Source organism: Halomonas sp. SL1 (genome assembly GCF_003030865.2).
Taxonomy (GTDB): Bacteria; Pseudomonadota; Gammaproteobacteria; order Pseudomonadales; family Halomonadaceae; genus Halomonas; species Halomonas halophila.
The window spans coordinates 1-20,470 of the sequence record NZ_PYUQ02000013.1; the positions used below are offsets into that span (position 1 = coordinate 1).

Below are 20,470 nucleotides of genomic sequence, written 5' to 3' on the forward strand. Positions count from 1 at the left end.
TCGTCGCCATGACCCGGGAAGAAGCCGAGGCCGCGGTCCACGACATGCTCGAGGACAACGCCTTCGGCGACGCCGGCGCCCGGGTAGTGATCGAGGACTTCCTGCAGGGCGAGGAGGCCAGCTTCATCGTCATGGTCGATGGCGAGACGGTGCTGCCGATGGCCACCAGCCAGGACCACAAGCGCGCCTACGACGACGACCAGGGCCCGAACACCGGCGGCATGGGCGCCTACTCGCCGGCACCAGTGGTCACCGACGAGATCCATGAGCGCGTGATGGAGCGCGTGATCCGGCCCACGGTGCGCGGCATGGCCGAGGAAGGCCATCCCTACACCGGCTTCCTGTACGCCGGCCTGATGATCGACCCCGAAGGCAACCCGCGGGTGATCGAGTACAACTGCCGCTTCGGCGACCCCGAGACCCAGCCGATCATGATGCGCCTGCAGTCCGACCTGGCCGAGCTGTGCCTGGCCGGCGCCCGCGGCGAGCTTTCCGGCCACGCCTGCGAGTGGGATTCCCGCGCCGCGGTGGGCGTGGTGATGGCCGCCGGCGGCTATCCCGGCAGCTATCGCAAGGGCGACGCCATCGAGGGGCTCGACGCCGCCGAGGCCACCGGCAGCAAGGTCTTCCACGCCGGCACCGCCCTGGGCGACGGCGGCGAGGTGCTGACCGCCGGTGGCCGCGTGCTGTGCGTCACCGCGCTGGGCGAGGGTGTCTCCGCGGCCCGCGACCTGGCCTACCGGGGCGTGGCCGAGATCCGCTGGCAGGACGCCTTCCACCGCGGCGACATCGCGCATCGCGCCATCGCCCGGGAAGGCGGCGAGGGCTGAGCCCGCGAGCCTGACCCACCCACGACGGCGCACATTCACCACCAGGAGGCGGCATGGAACGCGTGAAACTGGAGTTCCCCGAGGCGGACATCCTGCACCGGCATCCGCTGTCGGTGCGCATCACCGACATGAACTACGGCCGGCATCTCGGCCATGATGCCGTGGTGTCGTTGATGCACGAGGCCCGCGTTCAGGCCCTGGCCACCCGCTCGCTCGCCGAGGGCGACATGGGCGGCTACCCGTGCGTGGCCGCCGACCTGGCGGTGCAGTATCAGGCCGAGTCGCGCTGGCCCGAGGCGCTGGAGGTGGACACCGCGATTCCGGCGCCGGGGCGCCGCGCGATCGCCGTCTACCATCGCATCCGGCGCCTCGCCGACGATCGTCCCGTGGCCACGGCACGCATCAACCTGATGCTGGTGGACCCCGCCACCGGCCGCCCGGTGGCGGTGCCCGACCTCGTGCGCGAGCGTCTCGCGGGGGCGAGCTGATGTCGCGCGAGTATCCGATCATCGCCGTGACCGGCTCCTCCGGGGCCGGCACCACCACGGTCAAGCGCACCTTCGAGCGCATGTTCGCCCGCGAGGACCTGCATGCCGCCTTCGTCGACGGCGACGCCTTCCATCGCTACACCCGTCAGGAGCTGGCGCGGATCTTCCGCGAGGAGCCCGAGCGCAAGGACGAGCTGTCGCACTTCGCCGTGGAGGCCAACCTGCTGGAGGAGCTCGAGGCGCTGTTTCAGGAGTATGGCGAGCACGGCACCGGCACCTATCGGCACTATATCCACGCCGAGGACAAGTCGATGATCGAGGCCGGCTATCAGGTCGGCACCTTCACCGAATGGCAGCCGCTGCCCACGGGCACCGACCTGCTGTTCTACGAGGGGCTGCACGGTGGCCTGGTGACCGCCGAGCACGACGTCGCCCGCCACGTGGACCTGCTGGTCGGGGTGGCGCCGACCATGAACCTGGAGTGGATCCAGAAGATCGATCGCGACATGCGCTATCGCGGCTACTCCCAGGAGGCGGTGATCGACACCATCCTGGGGCGCATGGACGACTACGTGCGCTATATCCAGCCGCAGTTCTCGCGCACCCACATCAATTTCCAGCGGGTGCCCACGGTGGATACCTCGAATCCCTTCGAGGTCCAGGATATCCCCGCCGATGCCGAGTCCTTCGTGGTGATCCGCTTCCGCGATCCGGCCACGGTGGACTTCCCCTACCTGCTGGCGATGATCCCCGATGCCTTCATGAGCCGACCGCACACCCTGGTGGTGCCGGGCTCGCGCATGCCGCTGGCCATGGAGCTGATCCTGGGGCCGCTGGTGCGCCACCTGCTGGCCCAGCGCCGTTTTCGCTGAGCCTCTACATTCGCCGTTCGTCATCCGTCGAGGAGCCCGCCATGGACTGCCTGTTCTGCAAGATCATCAAGCGTGAGATTCCCGCCGACATCGTCTACGAAGACGACGAGGTGCTGGCCTTCAACGACATCGATCCCAAGGCGCCGACGCACCAGCTGATCGTGCCCAAGCGCCATATCGCCACCCTCAACGACATCGAGGAAGACGATCTGGCGCTGGTGGGTCGGCTGCAGTTCACCGCCGCCCGGTTGGCCCGCGAGGCCGGTTTCGCCGACGACGGCTATCGGGTGGTGATGAACTGCAATGAACAGGGCGGTCAGACCGTCTATCATATTCATATGCACCTGATGGGCGGTCGACGCTTTACCTGGCCGGCTGGGTAGTCGGCGCGCGGCGCCTGCCGCGGCTTGCGGTGTTCGACGCATCAGGTGCAGCCTTCCCGGGCCTCGCCCGACACCGTTTCCGTTCGACGCCGCCTCCGGGGCGGCGTCGTCGCATCCGGAGGCACTGCCGGCACCGGGGCGACTCGGTTACAATGAGCTCATCATCGATTCAGGGGGTGTCATGAACCGTCAGTATTCCCGTGCCGATCAACTGGTGCGCCAGGGCGATGCCGTGCTGCGCACCCTGGTGCCGGGCGCCGCCCAGCCGTCTCGTCCATCGCCGGCCACCCCGGAGGTGCGCGACGATGCCCTGGACGAGGCCGAACGACGCCACGCCGTGGGCCTGATGCGCATCAACCATACCGGCGAGGTGTGCGCCCAGGCGCTCTACCAGGGACAGGGGCTGACCGCCAAGCTGCCCGAGGTTCGTGAGCAGATGGAGGAAGCCGCCCAGGAGGAGATCGATCACCTGGCCTGGTGCGAGTCGCGTCTCGACGAGCTCGACGGTCACACCAGCCGTCTCAACCCGCTGTTCTATGCCGCCTCGTTCGGCATGGGGGCGCTGGCCGGGGCGATCGGCGACCGCATCAGCCTGGGCTTCGTCGCCGCCACCGAGGAACAGGTGGGTCGCCACCTCGACGCCCACATGGACGAGCTGCCGTCCGGCGACCACCGCTCCCGCGCGGTGCTGCGCCAGATGGCCATCGACGAGGCCCATCACGCCGAGCAGGCGCTGGAAGCCGGCGGCGCCCGCTTCCCGGGGCCGGTCAAGGCCGGCATGACGCTGATGTCCAAGGTGATGACCCGGTCGGTCTACAGGCTCTAAGCTGGAAGCTTGAAGCCGTAAGCTGTGAGAAACCCAAAAAACGACCCCCACCCTGATCTTGCCAGGATGGGGGTCGTTTTTTTCTTCCAGCTTCAAGCTTACCGCTCAAGGCTCCCGCGCTCCGCGCGGGGCTAGTCCATGTTGCGCGAGTAGAATATCTCCAGCATCTCCTTGCGCAGCCGGCTCTCGATGTCGCGGGCCTCCTCGAAGCTGATATCGCGCCGGGAGGTACCGAACAGGTAGTTGTCCAGCTCGAAGTCCTTGAGCAGCATCTTGGTGTGGAACATGTTCTCCTGATACACGTTCACGTCCACCATCTGGTAGGCCTGCTTGGTGTCGTCGGCCAGGTAGTCCTGGATCGAGGTGATGTCGTGGTCGATGAACAGCTTCTTGCCGTCCACGTCACGGGTGAAGCCGCGCACCCGATAGTCCACGGTCACGATGTCGGAATCGAAGCTGTGGATCAGGTAGTTGAGCGCCTTCAGCGGGCTGATCTGGCCGCAGGTGGAGACGTCGATGTCCAGGCGGAAGGTGCTGATGCCGTTGTCCGGGTGGGACTCGGGGTAGCTGTGCACCGTGACGTGGCTCTTGTCGAGGTGGGCCACCACGGTTTCCGGCAACGGGCCCGGGCCGGGTTCCATCTGCTCGGGGGCGGCCTCTTCCAGCTCGTGCTCGGCGATCAGGATGGTCACGCTGGCACCGTGGGGCTCGTAATCCTGGCGGGAGATATTGAGCACGTGGGCGCCGATGATGTTGGTGACATCCTTGAGGATCTGCGTCAGACGCTCGGCGTTGTAGAGCTCATCGATGTAGTCGATGTACGCCTTGCGCTGCTCCTCGGTCTTCGCATAGCAGATGTCATAGATGTTGAAGCTCAGGGAGCTGGTCAGGTTGTTGAACCCGTGGAGTCGGAGATTGTCGGTCACGTCCGAGCCTCCCAAAGTGGCAGATAGTGTCATCCCGACGGATGTCGCCGGAACCCCTGGCAATCGAGAGCCGCGTATTATGCACAGCCCACCGTGGCGGCGCACCCGCCGCCACGGTTTTTTTTCGCCGCCGCCGGGCGGGGAGCCGGACCTGGCGTCTCGGCCGTCAGGGCGCCGTGGGGGAAGGCTCGCTTACTCCTCGACGATGGTGAAGGAGTGGGTCACCTCCACGCCGCCCTTGGCCAGCATGATCGAGGCGCTGCAGTACTTGTCGGCGGAGAGCTCGACGGCGCGCTTGACCTGCTTCTCCTTGAGCCCCTGGCCGCTCACGGTGAAGTGGATATGGATCTTGGTAAATACGCTGGGCACGCTGTCGGCGCGCTCGGCCTCGATGCTGGCCACACAGTCCGCCACCGGGGCGCGCGACTTCTCGAGGATCTCCAGCACGTCGAAGGAGGTGCAGGCGCCCATGCCCATCAGCAGCATTTCCATCGGGCGCGGGCCGGTGTTGCGGCCGCCGTGGTCGGGCGGACCGTCGATGACCACGCTGTGGCCGCTGCCGGCTTCGGCGACGAACTGGCGACCGTCGGTCCATTTCACTGAGGCTTTCATGAACTGATTTCCTTGCTGTTGATTAAGTGCGTGGCTTCACCGCGGCCGCTGCCAGCTTTCCACATCCCCAGGCGACGAACTGGCGACCGTCTGTCCATTTGACGCTGGCTTTCATGTGCGGTGTTTCCTTGGTGCAGTGAGAGAGTGGAATGGCGCCAGCTTAGCAGCTGGCGCCGACCGGCTCAGCCCGGGAGGGCTCCGGCGATGGGTAGGCTGTCCGTCGACAAGCCGGCGAGGAGACACGACGGGTATGTCCCTCCAGGCTCCCGACGCCGTCCTGGCGTCGGAGCTCCTCTTCGGCTTGTCCCCGGTGCCCCGTGAGGGTCATGAAGGAAGTTGGGTGCGCAGGGCCCTATCCAGGCTCTCGAGGCGGGCCGGGGTGCCGACATCGACCCAGGCGCCGCGATGATGATGGCCGGCGACCCGGCCTGCCGCCATGGCCTCGCGCAGCAGCGGGGCCAGGGCGAAGGCACCGTCGGTCTGAGTGGCGACCAGCGCCGGATCGAGCAGCGCCAGGCCGGCGTAGGTCAGCCGCGGCTCGCCCTCGGCATGCACCCGACCGCCGGCATCCAGGTGAAAGTCGCCGGTGGGATGGTGATCGGGATTGTCCACCAGCACCAGGTTGGCCAGGTCGTCGCCGAGCGGAGGGAGCGCGTCGGGCGTGACATCGCACCAGACATCGCCGTTGACCAGCCAGAATGGCGCCTCGCCGAGCAAGGGTAGGGCGCGGCGAATGCCGCCGCCGGTTTCCAGCGGCGCGTCCTCGCGGCTCCAGGCGATGTCCACGCCGAACTCGTGGCCGTCGCCCAGCGCCTCGATGATCTGCTCGGCGCGGTAGCTGACGTTGATCACCACTTCACGGATACCGGCCGTGGCCAGGCGTTCCAGGTGGTGAACGATCAGCGGCTTGCCGGCCACCGGCAGCAGCGGCTTGGGGCAGTGGTCGGTGAGCGGGCGCATGCGCGTGCCGAGTCCGGCGGCCAGGATCATCGCCTTCATGCCGCGCCCTCCCGGTCGATGCCGTCCTCGTCCAGCTTCGCCGCCAGGGCGGGGCGGAAGACGTCGGCGAGCCAGGCCCTGAAGGCGTCGTGGCCGTCGAGCTCGGCCAGGGCATCCTCGAGATGGGCGAGGAAGTGGGGCAGGCGGGCGAGATAACCGTCGCGCTGGTCGCGCAGGGTCAGCCGGCAGAAGATGCCCAGCACCTTGAGCGCACGCTGGGCGGCCATGGCGGCCACCCGGGCGCGGAAGGTCTCCGAGGAGACGTCGGCGTCGAGCCGGCCATCGGCGACGGCCCTCGCGCGAAAGCCCTCGATCCACTCGGCGCGCCGCGCGGCGTCGAAGCGGCAGTAGCGGCCGTGAAGCAGCGAGATCAGATCGTAGCTGATGGGACCTGCCACGGCGTCCTGGAAGTCGATCAGGTAGAGCGCCTCGTCGGCCACCATCAGGTTCATGGCGTCATAGTCGCGATGCACGGTGACCACGGGCTGGTTCAGCGCGGACGCGATCAGCGCCTGGCGCAGGGCGTTCCAGCCGGGCGGTGGGGCGACGTCGAGCCAGCGCGACAGGCACCATTCGGGGAAGAGGTCGAGCTCGCGGCCGAGCAGGGCGGCGTCGTAGGCCGGCAGCGCGTCCGGCGCGGCGCGGTTCTGAAGCTCATGGACGAGCGCCAGGGCGCGCTCGTGCCAGGCCAGGGTGGCCGGGTCGTTATCGCCGCGGAAGCGGGTCTGTAGCGGCGTGTCGCCGAGATCGTCGAGCTCCAGGAAGCCGGCCTCGAGGTCCACGGCGTGCAGGTGCGGCACCGGCAGGCCGGCGGCTTCCCAGGCCCGGTCGATGGCCACGAAGGGCGTGCTGTCCTCGCGGTCCGGCGGCGCGTCCATCAGCATGCGCGTGGCGCCGTCGGGCAGTGTCAGCCGATAGTAGCGGCGAAAGCTGGCATCGCCGGCGGCCAGGCGCAGGTCCAGGGCCTGCGGGTCGAGTCCATGGCACTGCGCGATCCAGTGGCGCAGCGGCGTCTGGCGGGCGAGGGCATCGGCCTCTGGCATCATCACCTCTCGATGTCCGGTGGCGGGGCTCGGTTGACGGCCCCGAAGCGTCGCCGCATGCTGAGGCCCGACAGCGTCGGCGTGACAGGGACTCGTCGGCGGGACAGGTCGCATGGGGCCTGTATAATACCGATTCACTCCGCCAAGGACATCGTGGAACATGGCCAAGCGACCCTCCCGGACGGCCCTGGCAGGTCTGGTGACCTCGAACCTGATCATTGCCGCCCCTCTGCTGGCGGCGCCCCCCGAGCCGCTGCCCGCCGATCGGCTGGACTGGCAGCCCTGGGGCGCCGACCGGCCGGCCGATGCCGTATGCCGCGGGCGCTACGTGATGCCGGACTATCGTCTGGCCCCGCCGCCCGAGGGGCAGGTCACCAGCGAGGCGGACAGCGGCGAGTACGGTGCCGAGGGGGAGACCCGGCTCAGCGGCCAGGTGGTGCTGCGCCGTGGCGACACCCAGCTCGAGGCGCCGCGGGTCAACCTGCCGGCGTCCCGGGATCGGGTGCAGGCCGAGGGGCCGGTGGCGCTGCGCGACCAGAATCTGCTGGTGCGCGGCGACGCCGCCGAATTCTCGCTGGAAAGCGATGCGGCGAGCATCGATACCGCCCACTATGTGGCCCATGAGCAGCGCCTGCGTGGTGATGCCGTGCGCCTGGCCCGGCTCGAGGACGGCCGCTACCGGCTGCGCGAGGCCAGCTTCACCACCTGCGAGCCCGGCAGCGAGCTGTGGCGCCTGGTCGGCAACGACATCCTGCTGGACCGCGAGCAGGGTTTCGGCACCGCCAAGCACGCCCGCCTGGAGGTCGGTCACGTGCCGGTATTCTACTGGCCCTGGGTGCGCTTCCCGCTCGATGAGCGCCGCCAGACCGGCTTCCTGTGGCCGACCCTCGGCGCCACCGGCAGCGGGCTCGACTATTCCCAGCCCTTCTACTGGAACATCGCCCCCGACCAGGACGCGACCCTCACCCCGCGCTGGATCAGCGATCGTGGCCTGCTGCTGGGCGGCGAGTATCGCTATCTCTTTCCGTCCGACGCCGGCACCATCGAGGGGGCCTACATCGCCGACGACAAGCGTGCCGGCGACGAGGCCTCGAACGGCTCCCGTCTCGAGAACGGCGATGAGCGCTGGTACCTGGACTTCCGTCACGCCGGGCGTTTCGACGAGCGTACCGACTACCGGCTGCGCTACGGCGCGGCCAGCGACGGCGCCTACTTCGACGACTTCGGCCGCGACTTCGCCGAGCAGGACACCGACCACCTGTCACGGCTGGCCCGGCTCGACTATCGCGGCGATGTCTGGCGCCTGCAGGCCAAGGCCCAGGGGTACCAGCGGCTCGATGATCCTCTGAAAGAGGGCGACAAGCCCTTCTACCGCCTGCCGAGCCTGGATGCCCGGGCGCGCTGGTCCCAGGACGGCGGCCTCTATCAGGAGTGGGCCTCCAATCTGACCTACTTCTGGCGCGACGTGAATACCGATGAAGATGGCCTCTACGACTTCAGGGACGGTCGGCGCCGCATTCCGCTCCGCGAGGCGGCCAACGGCACCCGGCTCAGGCTGGATCCGGCCGTGGGCTGGCGCTTCGACGAGAGCTGGGGCTTCCTCGAGCCCCGCGTCGAGCTGGCCCATCGCTCCTACGACCTGGACTACGGCGACCGCGAGACGCCGAACACCGACACGCCGTCGTTGACCGTGCCGGTGACCTCGATCGACGGCGGGCTGGTGTTCGAGCGCGACCTCGACGTCGGCGGTGGCGCCTACCGTCAGACCCTGGAACCGCGGCTCAACTACGCCTACGTGCCGGCCGAGGACCAGAGCGAGTTCCCTGACTTCGACACCGGCGAGCGCAATTTCTCCTGGCAACAGCTGTGGTCGCCGGACCGCTTCTCCGGTGGCGACCGGGTGGGCGACCTCAATCGCCTGTCCTATGGCGTCGAGAGTCGCTTGCTGGAGGACGAGAGCGGCCGCGAGCGGCTGTCGCTGGGCCTCGGCCAAGCGCTCTACTTCGAGGATCGCCATATCGACATGGCCGGCGATCCCGATACCCTGCCGAGGGATGAGGACTCCTACGAGTATTACGATGCCACCCGCGACCGCTCGCCGCTGGTGACCCGCCTGAACTGGCGGCTGAGCGACGAGTGGCGCACGCGCTGGCAGTGGCTGTACGACGACAAGGAATCGCGTACCGAGCAGGCCAGCTGGGACCTGCAGTACCGTGCCGATGCCGGCCACGTGCTCAACCTGGGCTATCGCTGGCAGCTTCAGGGCTTCGACGTCTCCGAGGACGACTTCGAGGACCGGCTCGGCTACAACCGCGAGGAGTTCGACGTCTCCGGGGCCTACCGGGTCGGGCCACAGGTCGACCTGATCGGTCGCTTCGTCTACGACAACACCAACGACCGCAGCCTCGAGCAGATGGCGGGTGTGCAGTGGAACGACTGCTGCTATGGTCTGCAGCTGGTGTGGCGCGAGTGGGTCGACGACGAGGGCACCGCGAACACCATCGAAGACGACACCACCGATCGCGGGTTCTTCCTGCGCTTCGTGTTCAAGGGCCTGGGCGGCATCGGCGGAGACGCGGCCAGCTACTTCGACGGCGCCGTGCCGGGCTATCGCAGTACCGCCTTCGGCGCACGCTGAGCCGCGGCCGGCGCCCCGCCTGCCACTTCGTGGCGGTCGCTCGCCGGCCGCCACGAGACATCCGATATCGAAAGAGAGGAAACACCGACATGCGCAGCCGACACTTCGCCACCCTGCTGCTGGCCCTGCTGCTGGGGGCCGCGCCCCTGACCGGGCTGGCCCAGGCGCGCCAGCCCCTGGACCGTATCGTGGCGGTGGTCAACGACGGCGCCATCATGGCCTCCCAGCTCGAGGACCGCTTCACCCAGACCAAGCAACAGCTCGGGGCCCAGGGCGTCGACCTGCCGCCGGACCAGGTGCTGCGCGAGCAGGTGCTCGACCGCCTGATCGTCGAGGAGATCCAGCTGCAGATGGCCCGCGAGGCCAATCTGAGCGTCGACGACACCGAGCTCAATCGTCAGGTACGGGCCATCGCCCGGGGCAACAACATGACCCTGGACCAGTTCGCCGACGCCCTGGAGGCCGACGGCCTGTCGCTCGGCGTGGTGCGTGACCAGGTGCGTCGCGAGCTTTTGATGCGCGAGCTGCAGCAGCGCCGCGTGGGCGGTCGGGTCAGCCTCTCCGAGCGCGAGGTCGACCGCTTCATCGAGCAGCAGGGCGCCGGCATGAGCCGCGATCAGGCGCGCCAGGCATTGTTCCAGCGCAAGGCCAATGACGAGATGGAAGACTGGATCCAGGAGATCCGCAGCGAGGCCTTCGTCGACGAGCGTCTCGAGCCCGGCGCATGAGCGATGCGCCCGTCATCGCCCTGACCACCGGCGAGCCGGCCGGCATCGGCCCCGAGCTCGCGGTGATGCTGGCCACCGACGGTGCCACCGGCACGACCCCGGGGCACCGCCGAGTGGCGGTGGGCGATGCCGGATTGCTCGCCGAGCGGGCCGAGGCCCTGGGGCGGGCGCTCGAGATCGTCGAGCTGGCACCGGGCGAGCCGGTGCCCGAGACCCGGCCCGGGCGCTTGCCCGTGTGGCCGGTGGCGCTCGCCGCGCCCAGTCGCCCCGGGGTGCTGGATATCCGCAACGGCGACTACGTGCTCGAGACGCTGGATCGTGCCGTCGCCGGTTGCCGGGCAGGCGAGGCCGCCGGGATCGTCACCGCTCCGCTGCACAAGGCGGTGATCCGCGAGGCCGGCCACGCCGACTTCACCGGCCACACCGAATACCTGCGCGATGCCTGCGGCGTCGACGAGGTGGTGATGATGCTCGCCACCGACCGTGCCCTGCATGCGACCGGCCCAGACTGGCAGGGCCCGCGGTCGCTGCGCGTGGCGCTCGCCACCACCCACCTGCCGCTGCGCGAGGTGAGCGACGCGGTGACGCCCGAGCGGCTGACCCGCATCCTTCGCATCCTCGACGCCGACCTGCGCCGCTGGTTCGGTCTGGCCGCGCCGCGCATCGCCGTCTGCGGCCTCAACCCCCACGCCGGGGAGGGCGGCCACCTCGGTCGCGAGGAGCTCGAGGTGATCGTGCCGACGCTCGCGGCGCTGCGTCGCGAGGGCCTGACCCTTGACGGGCCGCTGCCGGCGGATACCCTGTTCACCCCGCGCCACCTGGCCGAGGCCGACGCCGTGCTGGCGATGTATCATGATCAGGGCCTGCCGGTGCTCAAGTACGCCGGCTTCGGCCGCGCCGCCAACATCACCCTGGGCCTGCCGCTGGTGCGCACCTCGGTGGACCACGGCACCGCCCTCGACCTGGCCGGCAGCGGCCGCGCCGATCCCGGCAGCCTGGCGGTGGCCGAGGCGCTGGCCGCCGACATGGCCCGCCGCGCCGCTCGTGACTGAGCGCGGCATCCCCGATTCGAACAGAAGGACAGACGCATGGCATCCCGCCCCCAGGGTCATCGCGCCCGCAAGCGCTTCGGCCAGAACTTCCTGCGCGACCCCGGCATCATCTCGCGGCTGGTGCGCGCCATCGGCGCCCGCCCCGGCGAGCGCCTGGTGGAGATCGGCCCCGGCCAGGGCGCCCTCACCGAGCCGCTGCTGGAGGCGGCGGGCGGCCATCTCGAGGTCATCGAGCTCGACCGTGACCTGATTCCCGGCCTGCGCGTGCAGTTCTTCGACCAGCCGGGCTTCGTGATCCACGAGGGCGACGCGCTCAAGGTCGACTTCCGCGAACTGCGTGGCGATGGCCCGGCGCTGCGGGTGGTGGGCAACCTGCCCTACAACATCTCCACGCCGCTGATCTCCCACCTGCTCCAGGCCGGCGACGCCGTGGCCGATATGCACTTCATGCTGCAGAAGGAGGTCGTCGACCGCCTGGCGGCCCCGCCCGGGGGCGGCGAGCGCGGCCGCCTCTCGGTGCTGGCCCAGTACTACTGCACGGTCGAGTCGCTGTTCATCGTGCCGCCGGAGTCCTTCGTGCCGCGGCCCAAGGTGGATTCGGCCATCGTGCGCCTGACCCCCCACGCCGAGATGCCGGATGTCGCCCGCGACGAGACGCTGCTGTTCGAGGTGGTGCGCGAGGCCTTCGCCCAGCGCCGCAAGACGCTGCGCAACAACCTCAAGGGACGGATCGACGCCGTGGCCCTGGAGGCGCTCGGCATCGAGCCGAGCCGGCGGCCCCAGACCCTGAGCGTGGCGGAGTTCGTGCGCATCGCCAACCACCTGGCCGAGGAGGGCGGCGCCTCATGACGACATCGATCCTGGGCGACGATATCCATGTCGACGTGGAGCCGGCCTTCCAGGCGGACGAGTCCGCCCCCGAAGAAGAGCGCTTCGTGTTCAGCTATACCATCACCGTGCACAATCACTCCGGCCACAGCATGCAGCTGCTGGCGCGCCACTGGAAGATCACCCAGAGCAGCGGCGAGACCCAGGAGGTGCGCGGCAAGGGTGTGGTCGGCCAGCAGCCGCTGATCGGCCCCGGCCAGACCTTCCGCTACACCAGTCGGGCGATCCTCGACGGCCCGGTGGGCGTGATGGAAGGCGCCTTCACCTGCGTCGACACCGCCACCCAGCGCCCCTTCGAGGTGGCCGTCGCCCCCTTTCGGCTGGCCGGCCCCAACCAGGTGCACTGAGGCGTTCGGCGAGCGCCGCTTCACCCCCGATCTTCCAACGAGACCGCGAGGACGCGCCATGACCACCTACGCCGTCGGCGATCTCCAGGGCTGTCACGAGGAATTCGTGGCCCTGCTTGAGCGCCTCGACTTCGATCCGCGCCGTGACCGGCTGTGGCTGGCCGGCGATCTGGTCAACCGCGGCCGCGGTTCGCTGGACTGCCTGCGCGAGGTCATGGCTCTGGGCGACGCCGCCCGGGTGGTACTCGGCAATCACGATCTGCACCTGCTGGCGGTGGCTCGCGGCGGCGCGCGCCTCAAGCGCAAGGATACCCTGGACGCCATCCTCGCCGCGGCCGATCGCGAGCGCGTGCTCGACTGGCTGCAGAGCCGTCCGCTGGTGGTGCGCGACGGCGATACCCTGATGAGCCACGCCGGCCTGCCGCCCCAGTGGACGCTGGATCAGGCCGAGCCGCTGGCCGCCGAGGTGGCCGAGCGGCTCGGCGGCCAGCGTGCCGGCGCCTTCCTCGAGCAGATGTATGGCAACGAGCCGGCCCGCTGGCGTGACGACCTGGACGGCCTCGACCGCCTGCGGGCGATCGTCAACACCTTCACCCGCATGCGCTTCATCGCCGCCGACGGCGCGCTGGACTTCAGCGCCAAGGAGGGGCTCGACAGCGCGCCGCCGGGCTTCGCGCCCTGGTTCCAGTATCCCCGCGACGACGATCCGCGGCTGCTGTTCGGCCACTGGGCCGCGCTCGAGGGCGAGACGCCGGGCAGCCGGGTGCGGGCCGAGGCGCTGGATACCGGCTGCGTCTGGGGCGGGGCGCTGACCGCCCTCGACCTCGAGAGCGGCGCACGCATCAGCGTGCCCAGCCGCTACTGAATTTAGCCCTTCCTTCCTGTTGCATTCCTGGAGAACCGATGAGCTTCCAGCACCTGGACATTCCCACCCTGGCCGAGTGGCTCGACGCCGGCTCGCCGCTGACCCTGGTCGACATCCGCGACCCGGCGAGCTTCGCCGCCGGTCATATCCCCGGCTGCCGCCATCTGGACAACGACAGCGTCACGGCCCTGCTGGCCGAGGCGCCTCGCGAGACGCCGCTGGTGGTGGTCTGCTACCACGGCCACTCCAGCCAGCAGGCCGCGGCCTGGCTGGCCGGCCAGGGCTTCGAGACGGTCTACAGCCTCGACGGCGGCTTCACCGACTGGCAGCACCGTCTGCCCGAGCGCGTGGAGGCCTGAGCATGGCGACCCGCGATGCCCGCCTCGATGGCCTGACGGTCTATCGGGTCGGCGGCGCCGTGCGCGACGCCCGTCTCGGCTGGCCGGTCACCGACGTCGACTGGGTGGTGGTCGGCGCCACGCCCGAGGCCATGACCCGGCGCGGCTTCCGCGCCGTGGGCCGCGACTTCCCGGTGTTCCTGCATCCGAAGACCCACGAGGAGTTCGCCCTGGCGCGCACCGAGCGCAAGGCCGGCCACGGCTATACCGGCTTCGAGGTCCACGCGAGCCCCGAGGTCAGCCTGGAGCAGGATCTGGTGCGTCGCGACCTGACCATCAACGCCATGGCCGAGACCCCCGAGGGCGAACTGGTCGACCCCTACGGCGGGCTTCACGATCTCGAGGCCCGGGTGCTGCGCCACGTCTCGCCGGCCTTCGTCGAGGACCCGCTGCGGGTGCTGCGCACGGCGCGCTTCCTGGCGCGCTACGCCGGGCTCGGCTTCGTGATCGCCCCGGCCACCCGCGAGCTGATGCGCCGGCTGGCGGAGAGCGGGGAGCTCGGCCACCTGGTGGCCGAGCGCGTCTGGACCGAGACCGAGAAGGCGCTGGGCGAGCCCTGGCCGGACGTCTACTTCCAGGCTCTGCACGACTGCGGGGCCCTGGCGGCGCTGATGCCGGAGCTGGCGGCGGACGCCGCGGCGCTGGACGAGGCGCTGGGGCGGCTGGCGCGCCTGCCCGAGGACATCGCCGACGAGCAGGCGCCCCACTGGCGCTGGGCGCGGCTGGTCGAGCATCTCGAGGCCGAAGCCCGCGAGCGCCTGGCCGAGCGTCTGAAGCTGCCCCGGACACCGCGCCGGCTGGGCGATCAGGCGGCGGCGACGCGCCGGCTGGTGGCCGAGGCGCGGGCGGGCGAGCTGGACGGGGCGCGGGTGATGGCCTGGCTCGACGCCATCGGCGCCTGGCGCCAGGGCGAGCGGGTGGCCTCGCTGATCAGCCTGGTGAGCATGGAAGACGCGCGTCTGGCCGAGGACCTGGCCGTGGCCTGGCGCCTGGCGGGGCAGATCCTGCCCCGCGGGCTCGTCGAGGAGGGCTATCAGGGCCGCGAGCTGGGCGAGGAGCTGGCCCGGCGGCGCCGGGTAGCGATCGATGAGGTGCTGGCGGGCTGAGGGTCCGGTGTCCGATTCAAACGACCGGATAAGACGGTCGGATCAGGCGTCGAGCGGCAGGGACTTTCCGCGCCACGGGAAGTCGGCCGGCCACAGGGCCTGGTCGTCGGCCTCGAAGGTCGTCCACAGCTCGGCATAGCGCCGGCCGTCCTCGGGGTGACGGACGTCGGGCAGCAGCTCCGCCAGCGGCTTCAGCACGAAGGCGTGATGACGGATCTCGGCCCGCGGCAGCGCGACGCCATCGTGCTCGCCGGTCAGTTCGCCGACGGTGAGCAGATCGACGTCCAGGGTGCGGGGGCTGAATTTGGGGCTGTCGGCGCGGCGGCCGTTGGCGAACTCGAGCCGCTTGCACCAGGCCTGCAGCTCGCCCACCGACCAGTCGCTGTCGAACGCCGCGACCAGGTTGTAGAAGTTGCGGCCGTCCTCGAAGCCCACCGGTTCGCTCTCGTAGACCCGCGACAGGCGCAGGCCATCGAAGCGCTCGGCGAGGGCGTCGAGGCAGGCGGTCAGGTGCGTCTCGCGCTCGATGTTGCTGCCGATGCTGACGGTGACCAGGGCCATCAGGTCGCGCTCCGCTCGCCGCGCTCGATGCGCACCCCGACCGCATTGGCGGCGGGCACCGCGCCCGGCTTGCGCAGGGTCAGGCGTATCCAGGCGATGCCGTATTCCTGGCGCAGGGCGTCGACCAGGCGCTCGGCGAAGGTTTCCACCAGCTCGAAGCTGTGCTCGGCCCCGAAGCGGGCGATGCGCTCGCTGATGGCGGCATAGTCGAGGGTCTGGGCGATATCGTCGTCGGCCGCCGCGGGGCGAGTGTCGGTGGCCAGCTCCAGATCCAGAACCAGGGTCTGGGTGAGGGTGCGCTCCCAGTCGTAGACGCCGATCACGGTGTCGACCTTCAGCGCTTCGATCAGTACGAGATCCATCTTGGGCTCTCCGAGCCGTGGCAAGGGGCGGCGGCAGTGCCGGATTGGGCGGCGATTGTACGCGAGGCGACCGGTCGGCGACAGCGTCGACGCTGTTCCCGCGGCATCGAGGCTGGCAGAATCGGGGCACTTTCCGCTTGAGGGTCGGCCGTGCTGAGCCAACTCGAACTCGTGCTGCCGCTGATGGCGCTGGGCTATCTCAGCGGCACCTGGCTGGGGGCGATCACGGTGTGTCGCCTGGCCGGCCGCGGCGATCCGCGCCTGGCCGGTTCCGGCAATCCCGGCTTCTCCAACGTGCTGCGCCTGCATGGGCCGTGGCTGGCCCTGGCCACGCTGCTGGTCGATGCGGTCAAGGGCATGCCGGTGCTGTGGCTCGCCATGCTGCTGGCGCTGCCGCCCTGGGGGCAGGGGCTGGTCGGGCTCGGCGTGCTGCTCGGCCACAGCTATCCGGCCTGGTATCGCTTTCGCGGCGGCAAGGCGGTGGCCAGCGCCTTCGGCGTGATGCTGGTGCTGACCCCCTGGGTGGCGCTGTGCTGCGCGACTCTGTGGTGTCTGCTGGCCTGGCGGGTTCGCACCGCGGCGGTGGCGTCACTGGCCAGCGCCGCGCTGGCTCCGCTGGCCGCGATCTGGCTGGCGCCCGACTACGTGCCGGTGGTGATCGGCTTCACGCTGCTGGTGCTGGGGCGTCATGCGCTGAATATCCGTCAGCTGGGGCGGGGCGACGAGCCGGGGTTGTAAGTCGTAAGCGCGAAGAGCGGCGCTTTGCGCCTGGAAGAACGCCCGCTTCGCGGGCTTGAGCTGGAAGCTTGAAGAAAACCCGTGACCCCATGATGGCGGGGGTCATGCTGTCTTCCAGCTTTCAGCGCCCGGCCGGCGGCTCGAGCCCGTCCATCGGCCAGCGCGGTACGGCCTGCATCTGCCCCACGGTGTCGTGCTCGCCGGCCAGCAGGCGCTGGGCGCCCACATAGGCAATCATGGCCCCGTTGTCGGTGCAGAAGCGCCCGCGAGGATAGAAGACCTCGGCGCTGCGCTTGGCGGTCTCGAGGCCGAGGCGCTCGCGCAGGCGGGCGTTGGCGCTGACGCCGCCGGCCACCACCAGCCGCTTGAGGCCGGTCTGGTCGAGGGCGCGGCGGCACTTGATCACCAGGGTGTCGACCACGGCCTCCTCGAAGGCGCGGGCCACGTTGGCGCGGGCGGCGTCATCGAGTTCGCCGTCGGCTTCGAGCTTGCGGATCGCGGTCAGGGTATGGGTCTTGAGTCCGGAGAAGCTGAAGTCCAGCCCGGGGCGGTCGGTCATCGGCCGCGGGAAGCGAAAGCGCGTCGGGTCGCCGGTCTCGGCCAGGCGCGCCACGGCGGGGCCGCCGGGGTAGTCCAGGCCGAGCATCTTGGCGGCCTTGTCGAAGGCCTCGCCGGCGGCGTCGTCCACCGATTCGCCGAGCAGGCGATAGCGGCCGAGGCCTTCGACCTCGACCAGCTGGGTGTGGCCGCCGGAAACCAGCAGCGCCACGAAGGGGAAGGCGGGCGGCGCGTCCTCGAGCATCGGCGCCAGCAGATGGCCTTCCATGTGGTGCACGCCGAGCACCGGGATGTCGAGTGCCCGGGCCATGCCGTGGGCGGTGCTGGCGCCGACCATCAGTGCGCCCACCAGGCCGGGGCCGGCGGTGTAGGCGATGGCGTCCAGTTCGCCACGGCTCACGCCGGCATCGCTGAGCACGGTCTGGATCAGCGGCAGCAGGCGCCGGGTGTGGTCGCGGCTGGCCAGCTCCGGCACCACGCCGCCGTATTCGGCGTGCATGGCGATCTGGCTGTGGAGGGCGTCGGCCGCGAGGCCACGCTCGGTGTCATAGAGGGCGACGCCGGTCTCGTCGCAGGAGGTCTCGATGCCCAGTACACGCATGGTCATGGCTCGGTACAGCGGAAAGGGCGCCATTCTACGCCTTTTGGTCGCTGGGCGGCAGGGGCGGGGCGCGAAACGGTTTGCATGGTCGTGGTACGACGACTAGAATACTTTGCGCTGCAAGACTGGGTCGTGCGCCCAGGGGCAGGCTCCCTGTTTCTCCCTTCCATCGTTTCGGCCCGCATCGCGTGGTCGTCGGCGTCAGTGGGACATGGCGAGCGCCCCTGAAGGCGTGCGTTCAAACCGAACTCAAGTTTTTCAAGGTAGGTGAGTGCTTAATGCCTTCTGTTAAAGTACGCGATAACGAGCCGTTTGACGTCGCACTGCGTCGCTTCAAGCGTTCCTGTGAAAAAGCCGGTGTTCTGTCCGAGGTTCGCCGTCGCGAGCAGTACGAGAAGCCGACCGCAGAGCGCAAGCGCAAGGCGGCTGCCGCCGTCAAGCGTCACGCCAAGAAGCTTCAGCGTGAGCGCAAGCGTTTCGAACGGCTCTATTGATCCGTACTTGGGTCGGACCGCTGGCTAGCGGATCGACTCGGGAGGAGCGCCAAGCGGCCGCCGTTCGGTGGCCGCTTGTTTTTTCGCCCGTTCTCAGGGTCCTGGCTTTCAACCCATACTGGATTGCCTGATGGCCGGTCAGATCCCGCAGCGTTTCATCGATGACCTGCTGGCTCGCGTCGACGTGGTCGAGGTGGTCGGCGAGCGGGTCAAGCTCAAGAAGGCCGGACGCAATCATTCCGGTCTCTGTCCCTTCCACCAGGAAAAGTCGCCGTCCTTTACCGTCAGCGCCGACAAGCAGTTCTATCACTGCTTCGGCTGCGGTGCCCACGGTAACGCGCTGCGCTTCCTGATGGAGTACGACAACCTGCGCTTCCCCGACGCGGTGGAACATCTCGCCGCCCGGCTGGGGCTCGAGGTGCCGCGCGAGGGCGCCGACGATCCGCGGGCCCAGGCCCGCGAGCGCAAGCGCAAGGAAGGCGTCAACCTGCTCGAACTGTCGGCGAGCTTCTTTCGCGAGCGCCTGAAGATGCCCGAAGGGCAGGGCGCGCGGGAGTATATCGAGCGTCGCGGGCTGTCGCCGGAGGTCGTGCGCGACTTCGGCATCGGCTATGCCCCGGGCGGCTGGGAGTCGCTCAAGCGGCATCTCGGCGAGCAGGGCATCGCCGAGCCGGTGCAGATCGAATACGGCCTGCTGGTGCACCGCGAGGACAGCGGGCGCACCTACGACCGCTTCCGTGATCGGGTGATGTTTCCGATCCGCGATATCCGCGGCCGCACCATCGCCTTCGGCGGACGGGTGCTGGGCGATGCCAAGCCCAAGTACCTGAACTCCCCGGAGACGCCGGTCTTTCACAAGGGGCGCGAGCTGTACGGCCTCTATGAGGCGCGTCAGGCCAACCCGCGTCTCGAGCGACTGGTGATCGTCGAGGGCTACATGGACGTGGTGGCGCTCGCCCAGTTCGGCATCCGCAATGCGGTGGCCACCCTGGGCACGGCCACCACCGAGGATCATCTCGGGCGGCTGTTCCGCATGGTCGACGAGGTGGTGTTCTGCTTCGACGGCGATCGCGCCGGCCGCCAGGCGGCGAGCCGGGCGCTGGAGACGGTGCTGCCGCAGATGATCGACGGCCGTCAGGCGCGGTTCCTGTTCCTGCCCGATGGCGAGGATCCGGATACCCTGGTGCGCCGCGAGGGTCCCGAGGCCTTCGAGGATCGGGTCACCTGTGCCAGTCCGCTGTCGGAGTTCCTCTTCGAGCAGGCCGCCGAGGGGCGCGACCTGGAGCGGCTGGAGGAGCGCGAGCGCTTCGCCAGCCGGGTGCTGGCGGCCATCGGTCGCCTGCCCGAGGGGGTGATGAAGTCGCTGCTGCTGACGGAACTCTCCCGTCGCACCGGCGTCGATCAGTCAAGCTTCGAGTCGCTGATGTCCCGCGGCGAGAGTGTCGACGAGGCGCCGACCGCGGACGTGCCGCCGGAGTGGGCGGATGAGGCGCCGCCCCGAGGCGAGGCGCCGGCGGGGGCGCGGACGACCGGCGGTCCGGCGTCCCTGGGGCAGATGGCTCGGGCGCTGCAGCTGCTGGTGCATGAGCCGTCGCTGGTCGAGCGTCTGCCCGAGGACGACGACTGGTGCGACCAGAACGATCCGGATGCCGGGCTGTGTCGCGAGGTGGTGCGCCTGCTACGGGCCGGCGGCTACCGCAGCCCTCAGGTGCTGCTGGCGCACTTTCACGGCACGCCGGAGGGCGAGCGCCTGGCGATGCTGGCCCGGCGGGCGCCGCTGGTGCCGCGCGGGCTGCTCGGCACCGAGCTCGACAACTGGGTGGCTTATTTTCAGCGCCATCGTCGGCAGCAGTCGCCGCAGGAGGCGTATGACGCCCTGCTGGCTCGAATGCAGGCCGGCGAGTCGCTGTCGAAAGAGGAGCGGCAGCGGCTCAATGCGCTGCTGATGGAGCTCAAGGGGTGAGGGTCTGAGAGAGGCGTCGATTGGCGCCGGACTTGAATTTCCGCCTACCATCACCATATAGACAGCGTCCCCTGAGCGGAACGCAACCAGACACGCTAACACACCTGAATGACCGCGCAAATACGTCGAACTGGCAAAACGGCGGTCAAACCCGCTATACTGTTCGGCTTATCGAGTTTTCTCCGCCTCAGT

The 20,470-nt window shown here is 69.4% G+C and carries 23 protein-coding genes; 16 read left to right on the forward strand and 7 right to left on the reverse strand.

Annotated elements, in window-relative coordinates:
- The 5 genes from purD to coq7 all read left to right on the forward strand — a co-directional run.
- Window positions 1–830, forward strand: an 830-nt coding sequence (gene purD, locus C9J49_RS07890) for a phosphoribosylamine--glycine ligase (protein ID WP_111382301.1), incomplete at its 5' end; no start/stop codon positions are given.
- 53 nt (window positions 831–883) lie between these two features.
- A complete protein-coding gene (locus tag C9J49_RS07895; protein WP_046078209.1) occupies window positions 884–1,318 on the forward strand; it encodes a thioesterase family protein in 435 nt (144 codons plus the stop codon).
- On the forward strand, window positions 1,318–2,190 hold the full coding sequence (locus C9J49_RS07900; protein ID WP_046078208.1) for a phosphoribulokinase: 873 nt from the start codon (window positions 1,318–1,320) through the stop codon (window positions 2,188–2,190). Before C9J49_RS07895 ends, C9J49_RS07900 begins: the two co-directional genes overlap by 1 nt.
- Window positions 2,191–2,231: 41 nt before the next feature.
- Entirely contained in the window at window positions 2,232–2,573 is a 342-nt protein-coding gene (locus C9J49_RS07905; protein ID WP_035596603.1) for a histidine triad nucleotide-binding protein, read from the forward strand.
- A gap of 181 nt (window positions 2,574–2,754) precedes the next feature.
- Entirely contained in the window at window positions 2,755–3,399 is a 645-nt protein-coding gene (gene coq7 / locus C9J49_RS07910) for a 2-polyprenyl-3-methyl-6-methoxy-1,4-benzoquinone monooxygenase (protein WP_035596601.1), read from the forward strand.
- A 131-nt stretch (window positions 3,400–3,530) separates the two neighbouring features.
- Here the strand turns inward: coq7 and speD are convergent, their stop codons facing one another.
- The 4 genes from speD to C9J49_RS07930 form a co-directional block, all read right to left on the reverse strand.
- Window positions 3,531–4,325, reverse strand: coding sequence for an adenosylmethionine decarboxylase (speD, locus tag C9J49_RS07915; protein ID WP_046078206.1), 795 nt, complete (start codon window positions 4,323–4,325; stop codon window positions 3,531–3,533).
- 192 nt (window positions 4,326–4,517) lie between these two features.
- Window positions 4,518–4,937, reverse strand: a complete 420-nt coding sequence (locus C9J49_RS07920; RefSeq protein WP_016853702.1) for an OsmC family protein — start codon at window positions 4,935–4,937, stop codon at window positions 4,518–4,520.
- A 324-nt stretch (window positions 4,938–5,261) separates the two neighbouring features.
- The gene (murU, locus tag C9J49_RS07925) at window positions 5,262–5,936 is read right to left on the reverse strand and encodes an N-acetylmuramate alpha-1-phosphate uridylyltransferase MurU (protein WP_046078205.1); all 675 of its coding nucleotides are present in this window, start codon (window positions 5,934–5,936) and stop codon (window positions 5,262–5,264) included.
- Complete coding sequence (locus C9J49_RS07930) at window positions 5,933–6,979, reverse strand: aminoglycoside phosphotransferase family protein (RefSeq protein WP_107181591.1); 1,047 nt, start codon at window positions 6,977–6,979, stop codon at window positions 5,933–5,935. Before C9J49_RS07930 ends, murU begins: the two co-directional genes overlap by 4 nt.
- 160 nt (window positions 6,980–7,139) lie before the next feature.
- On the opposite strand from C9J49_RS07930, the gene C9J49_RS07935 reads away from it, so the two are divergent.
- The 8 genes from C9J49_RS07935 (at window position 7,140) to C9J49_RS07970 (ending at window position 15,001) form a co-directional block, all read left to right on the forward strand.
- Window positions 7,140–9,617 carry an LPS-assembly protein LptD gene (locus tag C9J49_RS07935; RefSeq protein ID WP_107181543.1) on the forward strand — a complete coding sequence of 826 codons (2,478 nt, stop codon included), beginning with the start codon at window positions 7,140–7,142 and terminating at the stop codon, window positions 9,615–9,617.
- Between the two features lie 89 nt (window positions 9,618–9,706).
- Window positions 9,707–10,345, forward strand: coding sequence for a SurA N-terminal domain-containing protein (locus tag C9J49_RS07940; protein ID WP_035596593.1), 639 nt, complete (start codon window positions 9,707–9,709; stop codon window positions 10,343–10,345).
- Window positions 10,342–11,397 (forward strand): 4-hydroxythreonine-4-phosphate dehydrogenase PdxA, encoded by a 1,056-nt coding sequence (gene pdxA, locus C9J49_RS07945; protein ID WP_107181544.1) that lies wholly within the window; start codon window positions 10,342–10,344, stop codon window positions 11,395–11,397. The genes C9J49_RS07940 and pdxA overlap by 4 nt, the downstream gene beginning before the upstream one ends.
- Window positions 11,398–11,433: 36 nt before the next feature.
- Window positions 11,434–12,246 carry a 16S rRNA (adenine(1518)-N(6)/adenine(1519)-N(6))-dimethyltransferase RsmA gene (rsmA, locus tag C9J49_RS07950; protein ID WP_107181545.1) on the forward strand — a complete coding sequence of 271 codons (813 nt, stop codon included), beginning with the start codon at window positions 11,434–11,436 and terminating at the stop codon, window positions 12,244–12,246.
- On the forward strand, window positions 12,243–12,632 hold the full coding sequence (gene apaG / locus C9J49_RS07955; protein ID WP_173835016.1) for a Co2+/Mg2+ efflux protein ApaG: 390 nt from the start codon (window positions 12,243–12,245) through the stop codon (window positions 12,630–12,632). Before rsmA ends, apaG begins: the two co-directional genes overlap by 4 nt.
- A gap of 58 nt (window positions 12,633–12,690) precedes the next feature.
- Window positions 12,691–13,497 carry a symmetrical bis(5'-nucleosyl)-tetraphosphatase gene (locus tag C9J49_RS07960; RefSeq protein ID WP_107181546.1) on the forward strand — a complete coding sequence of 269 codons (807 nt, stop codon included), beginning with the start codon at window positions 12,691–12,693 and terminating at the stop codon, window positions 13,495–13,497.
- Window positions 13,498–13,535: 38 nt separating this feature from the next.
- Window positions 13,536–13,856 carry a thiosulfate sulfurtransferase GlpE gene (gene glpE / locus C9J49_RS07965; RefSeq protein ID WP_016853711.1) on the forward strand — a complete coding sequence of 107 codons (321 nt, stop codon included), beginning with the start codon at window positions 13,536–13,538 and terminating at the stop codon, window positions 13,854–13,856.
- 2 nt (window positions 13,857–13,858) lie between these two features.
- Window positions 13,859–15,001: a polynucleotide adenylyltransferase gene (locus tag C9J49_RS07970; RefSeq protein WP_107181547.1), complete on the forward strand. Its 1,143-nt coding sequence runs from the start codon at window positions 13,859–13,861 to the stop codon at window positions 14,999–15,001.
- Window positions 15,002–15,043: 42 nt separating this feature from the next.
- On the opposite strand, the gene folK is transcribed toward C9J49_RS07970, so the two are convergent.
- Both folK and folB read right to left on the reverse strand, forming a co-directional pair.
- On the reverse strand, window positions 15,044–15,562 hold the full coding sequence (gene folK / locus C9J49_RS07975; RefSeq protein ID WP_107181548.1) for a 2-amino-4-hydroxy-6-hydroxymethyldihydropteridine diphosphokinase: 519 nt from the start codon (window positions 15,560–15,562) through the stop codon (window positions 15,044–15,046).
- Window positions 15,562–15,924 carry a dihydroneopterin aldolase gene (gene folB / locus C9J49_RS07980; protein ID WP_107181549.1) on the reverse strand — a complete coding sequence of 121 codons (363 nt, stop codon included), beginning with the start codon at window positions 15,922–15,924 and terminating at the stop codon, window positions 15,562–15,564. Before folB ends, folK begins: the two co-directional genes overlap by 1 nt.
- 150 nt (window positions 15,925–16,074) lie before the next feature.
- On the opposite strand from folB, the gene plsY reads away from it, so the two are divergent.
- Window positions 16,075–16,662 (forward strand): glycerol-3-phosphate 1-O-acyltransferase PlsY, encoded by a 588-nt coding sequence (plsY, locus tag C9J49_RS07985; protein ID WP_258393829.1) that lies wholly within the window; start codon window positions 16,075–16,077, stop codon window positions 16,660–16,662.
- Window positions 16,663–16,783: 121 nt separating this feature from the next.
- On the opposite strand, the gene tsaD is transcribed toward plsY, so the two are convergent.
- Window positions 16,784–17,821, reverse strand: coding sequence for a tRNA (adenosine(37)-N6)-threonylcarbamoyltransferase complex transferase subunit TsaD (gene tsaD / locus C9J49_RS07990; RefSeq protein WP_107181593.1), 1,038 nt, complete (start codon window positions 17,819–17,821; stop codon window positions 16,784–16,786).
- A gap of 278 nt (window positions 17,822–18,099) precedes the next feature.
- Between tsaD and rpsU the strand changes: the two genes are divergently transcribed.
- Window positions 18,100–18,315: a 30S ribosomal protein S21 gene (gene rpsU / locus C9J49_RS07995; protein ID WP_013333229.1), complete on the forward strand. Its 216-nt coding sequence runs from the start codon at window positions 18,100–18,102 to the stop codon at window positions 18,313–18,315.
- 130 nt (window positions 18,316–18,445) lie between these two features.
- Entirely contained in the window at window positions 18,446–20,278 is a 1,833-nt protein-coding gene (dnaG, locus tag C9J49_RS08000) for a DNA primase (RefSeq protein ID WP_035597904.1), read from the forward strand.
- Window positions 20,279–20,470: the final 192 nt, after the last annotated feature.

Bases quoted from the DNA above. Each gene is read 5' to 3' on its own strand.
- C9J49_RS07895 (WP_046078209.1), top strand. From the start codon at position 884: ATGGAACGCGTGAAACTGGAGTTCCCCGAGGCGGACATCCTGCACCGG.
- C9J49_RS07900 (WP_046078208.1), top strand. From the start codon at position 1,318: ATGTCGCGCGAGTATCCGATCATCGCCGTGACCGGCTCCTCCGGGGCC.
- C9J49_RS07905 (WP_035596603.1), top strand. From the start codon at position 2,232: ATGGACTGCCTGTTCTGCAAGATCATCAAGCGTGAGATTCCCGCCGAC.
- coq7 (WP_035596601.1), top strand. From the start codon at position 2,755: ATGAACCGTCAGTATTCCCGTGCCGATCAACTGGTGCGCCAGGGCGAT.
- C9J49_RS07920 (WP_016853702.1), bottom strand. From the start codon at position 4,937: ATGAAAGCCTCAGTGAAATGGACCGACGGTCGCCAGTTCGTCGCCGAA.
- murU (WP_046078205.1), bottom strand. From the start codon at position 5,936: ATGAAGGCGATGATCCTGGCCGCCGGACTCGGCACGCGCATGCGCCCG.
- C9J49_RS07930 (WP_107181591.1), bottom strand. From the start codon at position 6,979: ATGCCAGAGGCCGATGCCCTCGCCCGCCAGACGCCGCTGCGCCACTGG.
- C9J49_RS07935 (WP_107181543.1), top strand. From the start codon at position 7,140: ATGGCCAAGCGACCCTCCCGGACGGCCCTGGCAGGTCTGGTGACCTCG.
- C9J49_RS07940 (WP_035596593.1), top strand. From the start codon at position 9,707: ATGCGCAGCCGACACTTCGCCACCCTGCTGCTGGCCCTGCTGCTGGGG.
- pdxA (WP_107181544.1), top strand. From the start codon at position 10,342: ATGAGCGATGCGCCCGTCATCGCCCTGACCACCGGCGAGCCGGCCGGC.
- rsmA (WP_107181545.1), top strand. From the start codon at position 11,434: ATGGCATCCCGCCCCCAGGGTCATCGCGCCCGCAAGCGCTTCGGCCAG.
- apaG (WP_173835016.1), top strand. From the start codon at position 12,243: ATGACGACATCGATCCTGGGCGACGATATCCATGTCGACGTGGAGCCG.
- C9J49_RS07960 (WP_107181546.1), top strand. From the start codon at position 12,691: ATGACCACCTACGCCGTCGGCGATCTCCAGGGCTGTCACGAGGAATTC.
- glpE (WP_016853711.1), top strand. From the start codon at position 13,536: ATGAGCTTCCAGCACCTGGACATTCCCACCCTGGCCGAGTGGCTCGAC.
- C9J49_RS07970 (WP_107181547.1), top strand. From the start codon at position 13,859: ATGGCGACCCGCGATGCCCGCCTCGATGGCCTGACGGTCTATCGGGTC.
- folK (WP_107181548.1), bottom strand. From the start codon at position 15,562: ATGGCCCTGGTCACCGTCAGCATCGGCAGCAACATCGAGCGCGAGACG.
- folB (WP_107181549.1), bottom strand. From the start codon at position 15,924: ATGGATCTCGTACTGATCGAAGCGCTGAAGGTCGACACCGTGATCGGC.
- tsaD (WP_107181593.1), bottom strand. From the start codon at position 17,821: ATGCGTGTACTGGGCATCGAGACCTCCTGCGACGAGACCGGCGTCGCC.
- rpsU (WP_013333229.1), top strand. From the start codon at position 18,100: ATGCCTTCTGTTAAAGTACGCGATAACGAGCCGTTTGACGTCGCACTG.
- dnaG (WP_035597904.1), top strand. From the start codon at position 18,446: ATGGCCGGTCAGATCCCGCAGCGTTTCATCGATGACCTGCTGGCTCGC.